This window comes from uncultured Flavobacterium sp. (genome assembly GCF_963975005.1).
Taxonomy (GTDB): Bacteria; Bacteroidota; Bacteroidia; order Flavobacteriales; family Flavobacteriaceae; genus Flavobacterium.
Window position 1 is genome coordinate 1 of sequence record NZ_CAXBFR010000150.1, and the last position, 6,279, is coordinate 6,279.

A 6,279-nucleotide genomic window follows, 5' to 3' on the forward strand; every position below is an offset into this window, starting at 1 on the left:
TAATAGTAGTGTTGTTTCCTAGGCAAAGACTTGAATCTGGACCTAAATTTACAGTACTATTAAAGCTTCCAGCAGAAATAAAAACAGCCGAATCATAATCAGCATCTTTATAATCAGCAATTACAAGTTTTATTCTATAGGGATTATTGGGAATTGTAGCAGCCGAAGCATTTAAAACCTGAGTAAAACCTCTCATGTTTAAACTTGAAGCAGCAGGATTGTTAACATTGTAAATATTAAACAAACTTGGATTAACAGAGCCACAAGAAGAATTATAAGCATTGTTTCTAATATCTTTTACAGAAATTGGCGTATTTGTACCTGGAACAACCGCTATATTTGTGGTTATTCCCGTTGTTAAATTAGTTAATAAAAAAGCGAATACATCGCTAAATCCACATTGAAACTCTCCATATTCATTTGAGGCAAATAAAAATCTAAAATTAAAATTATTAGATATAGGCACAAAATCAAATTGTAAATAAGCTGCATCTGTTATGGTTGAAGTTTGTCCAGAGCTATTGCTTAAATTTTGAAGGTCAACATCACTATTAGAATTCACTTGACTACTTAGGTTGATTCCAGAATAAACTCCTTCTGAATGTTGTGCTACTCCATTTCTAATGATGACACCCTGATTTATTGGAAAGGCTGAGCTGTTCTTATTAAAATAAGCAACTGATTGACCTGATGAGTAAGAAGCATTTGTGGGAGAAATACAAGAATTAGTAACCAATAGATTTGCTAAATCTGAAGCAGAATAAGTATTACTATCAACAGTAATAGTCTGGCTATAACTTATGAATGAACATAAGCTTATAAGAAAAATTAATTTTTTCACAGTTTGGGGCTTTATGGAAATGATTAACAAATTAAAATACAAATATATGCAATTAAATGTAAACGAAAATTTAGAAAAAAAAGTATTTAAAAAAAGCCTAACATTGCTGTTAGGCTTTTAAAGCTCCCCTTCTTGGAGAAAATTGCAGCTATAATGCAATAATTGAGTATGTGACTATTAGGAAATTAAAAGGCTGAACTTGGTGTAAAATACAGGAAACGATATTTAATTCTCTTTTGAAAAACTGACCTTGATTTTAGCACTGAAACCTCGGTTTCACGATTGCTAATCTGCTTGGTAATTTTAAGTTGTCTCCTGTCTTTGCCTCCTCAATTTTTTAAGTGTACAAAGGTTATGAATAGGGAGTAGAAATAAGTTACAAAAAATAGAAAATAATTACAATTCTTTTTCAAGTAACAGTTTTTAGACAATAAAAAAGTTAATCAAAACAGCGATAGTTTAAAAACTAATGATTTCATTACTCATAAGATGAGCCAAAATAAGATTAGAGTTCAAGAAAATTGGCGACATTTTTTCCATTCCACTCGCCTAAAAATTTATAGGGAATAAATCTTGCAAACAACTCTTCTTTGTACCATTTTAGTTTTCTGGTAAGACGAACAACCTCTTTATGCTTTTCATTCTTATAGGCATAATCAATCATCTCGGCTTGCGTTTTCCAAATGCTTAAAGTTGCTTGTTGGATTAAAGGCCATTCGCCTACACCAATAGATAGTGCTAAACCATCGTAATCTTCTAGACTTTTACTGACATGACCCACTTTTTTCCAAAAAGAAATCAATTTTGAAAGGCGAATACTGGCTCGTGTTAAAACCATAACGGGCTTATCAAAAGCCAAAGTAGCATGGGAAACAAAAGGTTGTATTCCGTCCCATTTTCCGTGGGCTTCCGCTGCATGTGCAAAAACGGTAAATGATTCGGCGCTTTTAGATTTATAATTGTTAAAAAATGAATTTTTTTCAAAAAAATTAGTAGCCTGCATTTCTGAATCCCAAATACATAATAATGCATATGTACCAAAGTTGGGTATCGAACTAAAACCATTTTCTGCACCCGAGCCTAATAGCTTGTAAAACACAAGGCCTTCGATGTTTTTGAAATGAGCATGTCCTAATTGCATTTGGGACAATGCCCATAATTTGTTGGACAATGATTCCAATTTAAAAAAAGTACAAGTAGTTATTTGGCTCATGGGGATCAATTATTTTTTGATTGGTTTAGGATTGTAATTCAGATTATTTTTTTCAACTACCACTATTTGTATGCCCATTGGAAATAGTTTTTCAAAAGCAAAAACAGGAAATGTAACCACTTTTAAAAGTACAAGCGGCCAAAAATGATTAGACATACTACCAAACCAATCAACCTCTTTTTTTTGCATTCTGCCAAGCCACCATAGTGTAAACGCATCAAGGGTTCCGTATCGCAAATGTTTTTTAATTTCCCATTTGTCTTTTTGAAACAAAAGGTCAAAACTTTTTTTGGTTGGTAACGAAATGTGTCTTGGACAATGCCAACCTTGCCAATATGATTTTTGAATTTTTGCGCTAATACTATTATAATCAGGGACTTCAATAATTAATTTTCCTCCACATTTAAGACAATTATAGAGTGTTTCTATGGTTTGACTCGGGTTGTAATCGTGTTCTAAATAATGCCATAATGTAATTATATCAAATTGTTTGTCAGAAACATAATCTTCAATCGAGATTTTTTTAAGTTCTAAGTTGGGAAAGTTTTTGCCCTTCCAGCCTGAATCTGAAAAATCAATTCCAATGCAATTTGCTTTTGATTTTTGTTCTAAAATTTCTAAAAAACTTGGATTACCACATCCTACATCAAGAACATTAATGTTAGGATTGTTTTTTTTAAGATATTTTTTTACAAAATTAACACGGTTTAAATCTATTTTTTTTTGACTGTTAGCTACAAATGAACCATACTTTCCCCAGGCAGTGGCTCCTCTATAAGGCAAGTAACTGTCTGTATAATAATGCTCTAATCGTTCGGGTGTTACTGGATTTGTTAAAAATACTGCTTCGCAATTATTGCAAATATTAAAAGTATAAAGCTCCTTATTTGGCTCATGCATAAGCGCATTTGTAGACATGTAATAAGAACTTTCGTTTTTTTTACAAATCGGGCAATAGACAGCATTTGTATGATCCATTTGATAGTATAATTTATGTGCAGCTTATGAAAAACATATAGAATAAACTAAAGTAAAAGTGTAAAACCTTATGCTAAAGACTAAGATATTTATTCAGCTGCATGCTGTTTTATGCATTAATAATTTTAGTCTGTTTTAAGGCAGCTTGAATGTATTTTTTCTTGATAATTAACATCCCAAAACTTTCTCCACCCTCTTTTCCAGTGTTTTTGTGATGCATTTTGTGCGCACGACGCAAAGCTAAAACATAAACGTTTTTTGTTTTAGTAAGCACCTTGAAACGTTGGTGTATGACCAAGTCATGTACAACAAAATAGGCTAAACCATAGAGTAAAATACCAAAACCAACCCAAGTATACCAAGCATATTGGTTCATCATTCCAAACATTATGAGCAACCAACTTGGCACGGCATAAATGATAAAAAATAAATCATTTCGTTCAAACCAACTTTTATGGTCTTTTTTGTGATGATCGGCATGGAAATACCACATAAATCCATGCATGATGTATTTGTGATTTGCCCAAGCAGAAAATTCTGTTAGTATAAATGTTATTAGAACAATGCTGCAATTAACTATTATTTCCATATTAAATAAATATAAATAATGAGGTAAAAAAAATAATTTGTAAAATCAATATTATTAATGAAACAGAACGATTGCCTTTAATAATTGTAGGGTAAAAAAAGTAGGAAGTAAAAAAAGCTACTCCAATCCAACCCAAATAATTATGTAAACCCGGTAGTCCTTCTTCAAAATACCAAAAATCGAGTTTTGGTGCCACTTGCTCGATAATCAAATCAATAAGCGTTACTAATAAAGCAGCGACAAGCAATGAAGTTATTTTGTTTGCAAAAATACCACTTACTATTCTAATTCCAGCACAAATAAGTATTGCCCAATTAATAGAAATGATCAGTGGAACTTCAAGTACTTTAAAACCTAATCCATCGCCATAGTAATATTTTCCGAAAATCAACCCCGTTTTCACGCCAATTACTTCAATAATAAAACCTAAAAAAGCAATAGAAAAAAAGGCAACTAGAAATTTTTTGTCTACTCCTGGACTGTGAATTAAAAAAACAAAACAAGTCAATAATAAAGTATAGGGCGTAAAAGGACTAAAAAAAGAGGGATTGACTATAAAACCTATTGATCCAGATACATATACTAGAATTAAGAAATATAAAAAATAAGATTTATATGTTTTTAGCATTTCTTTTCTCTTTCTACGATTAATTGACTCACTATTTTTGCACTAAAAAGGCATAAAGGAATTCCTCCTCCAGGATGCACACTTCCTCCTACAAGATACAAATTTTTGATACTTGATGAAAAGTTAGCATGTCTTAAAAACGCAGCAAATTTATTGTTGCTAGAGTTACCGTAAAGCGATCCGCCGTAAGACGAAGTTTGGGTTTCTATGTCAACTGGACTTAAAGTGCTTTCTGTAATGATGTATTTTTCAATATCAGTTTTCAATATAGCGTTAATTTTGTCAACTACATTTTTTCGAATAGCGGTTGCATAATCTATACTTTCGTTTTTATTGTGCGGCACATTAACCATTACAAACCAGTTTTCACAACCTTCCGGCGCATCATCTTTGCAATATTTTGAAGTGATATTGATGTAAATTGTCGGATCATCAGTTGGAAATTGTTCTGAAAACAAATGATCAAATTCCTTTTTATAATCATCGCTAAACAAAATATTATGCAATCCTAACGCTGCAAATTCTTTATTTATTCCCCAATAAAAAACATAAGCGCTACTTGATTTTTCTTGTTGAATTAGTTTTTTAGGAGTAAAAGATTTTGGTAATAAATAGTTATAAAGTACGTGAATATCTACATCGCTAACCACAATATCATAGGTGTATTTGATGCCATCACTTTTGATCGAGGTAATCCGGTTATTAGATCCAACATCTAAGGTTTCAACAGTTGCATTGTAGTTGATAGTTACATTAGCTTCTTCAGCTAGTTTGACCAAATGTGTTGTAATTTGGTGCATACCTTTTTTCGGTAAATAAGCCCCGAGATTGAACTCTAAATGCGAAATCATATTCATTAAGCCAGGAGCCTTGTAGGGATTTGAACCATTATAAGTTGCAAATCGATTGAACAGTTGTACTGTTTTTGGATTGGAAAATGTTCGCGAATTTTTTTCGTTCATTGTACAGAATAATCCTAAAAATGGGGAAAATAATATACCTTTTATAGTCTTAAAATTAATAAAATTTTTCAGTTGATGAAGCGATTGCCTCAAAAACAAATCTTCGGTGGTTTTAAAATAAAAAGCGTTGCGCTTGATGTGTTTTAAAACAGTTTCTTTTTTTTCATTTAATTTTAGATGTACTTCCTCTGCAAAATCTTCTATATTGGCGGAAGCTTTTAGCTGCGTTCCATCCGAATAAAAATAATTAGTTATGACATCTAATTTCTGGTATTCAAATGGATGTGAGCTCCCTTGTAAATTAGTCAATTCATCTATCAACGAAGGCATTGTAAATAATGATGGGCCTTTATCAAATCGGAATCCATTTATATTTAGCTCACTCAATTTTCCTCCTGGATAACTATTTTTTTCAAAAATTGTTACCTTAAAACCCTGATTAGCTAGCCGAATGGATAATGCAAGACCTCCAATTCCAGCTCCAATTATACCAACGGTTTTTGTCATTTTTTTTAATTAATTCGATATGTAAAATTAATTTATTATAATGGCTTAATAGTACAACAAAAGTTAAAAAAATCTTATTAATAAATTGCTAATAACCGACAAAAAATTTAAAACATTTTCTTTTACAAATTAGAAACTCCAACCTTAAAGTATTAAAGATTGTTTTTGTATAAACTAGAAATATCAAATTTTTTTTTACTTTCTTGGAGGTCTCGGTAATATAGCTTTTCTAGATACTTTTTCTTTTCTAGTTTTAGGGTCAAGACCAAGGATATTGTTCAGGAATACATCAAACTGTTAAAGTCTCTTTAAAGAATTTGCTTTTTGAATTAAACAGACAATCCATTCTGTTCTGTTTTTTTGTTTAGTGGAGTTATTAGTAATGCATAAAGTTTTTTTATAATATAATTTAATTTAACTCATAGGTTAAATACTATTCTGCAAAGAACTATTTAAAAGAGAACGATTCTTTTTTGTACACTGGGGGGATGAAAAGGCAGGAACAGTTTTAACTTTTTTAGGTTTTTTTATTTACCAAATTAAAGAATGTTGGATAAATGG

The 6,279-nt window shown here is 31.2% G+C and carries 6 protein-coding genes; all 6 read right to left on the reverse strand.

What is annotated here, in order from left to right; all coding sequences use genetic code 11:
* Positions 1-841: choice-of-anchor L domain-containing protein (locus tag AACZ53_RS13275; protein ID WP_339839386.1), on the reverse strand; the 841-nt coding region annotated here is incomplete at its 3' end.
* A 505-nt stretch (positions 842-1,346) separates the two neighbouring features.
* Positions 1,347-2,054: a DUF3291 domain-containing protein gene (locus tag AACZ53_RS13280; RefSeq protein WP_339839390.1), complete on the reverse strand. Its 708-nt coding sequence runs from the start codon at positions 2,052-2,054 to the stop codon at positions 1,347-1,349.
* Positions 2,055-2,063: 9 nt separating this feature from the next.
* Positions 2,064-3,032, reverse strand: a complete 969-nt coding sequence (locus AACZ53_RS13285; protein WP_339839394.1) for a class I SAM-dependent methyltransferase — start codon at positions 3,030-3,032, stop codon at positions 2,064-2,066.
* Positions 3,033-3,141: 109 nt separating this feature from the next.
* Positions 3,142-3,621, reverse strand: coding sequence for a sterol desaturase family protein (locus AACZ53_RS13290; RefSeq protein ID WP_339839397.1), 480 nt, complete (start codon positions 3,619-3,621; stop codon positions 3,142-3,144).
* 1 nt (position 3,622) lies between these two features.
* Positions 3,623-4,249, reverse strand: a complete 627-nt coding sequence (locus AACZ53_RS13295; RefSeq protein WP_339839399.1) for a carotenoid biosynthesis protein — start codon at positions 4,247-4,249, stop codon at positions 3,623-3,625.
* Positions 4,243-5,718 (reverse strand): 1-hydroxycarotenoid 3,4-desaturase CrtD, encoded by a 1,476-nt coding sequence (gene crtD / locus AACZ53_RS13300; protein WP_339839400.1) that lies wholly within the window; start codon positions 5,716-5,718, stop codon positions 4,243-4,245. The genes AACZ53_RS13295 and crtD overlap by 7 nt, the downstream gene beginning before the upstream one ends.
* Positions 5,719-6,279: the final 561 nt, after the last annotated feature.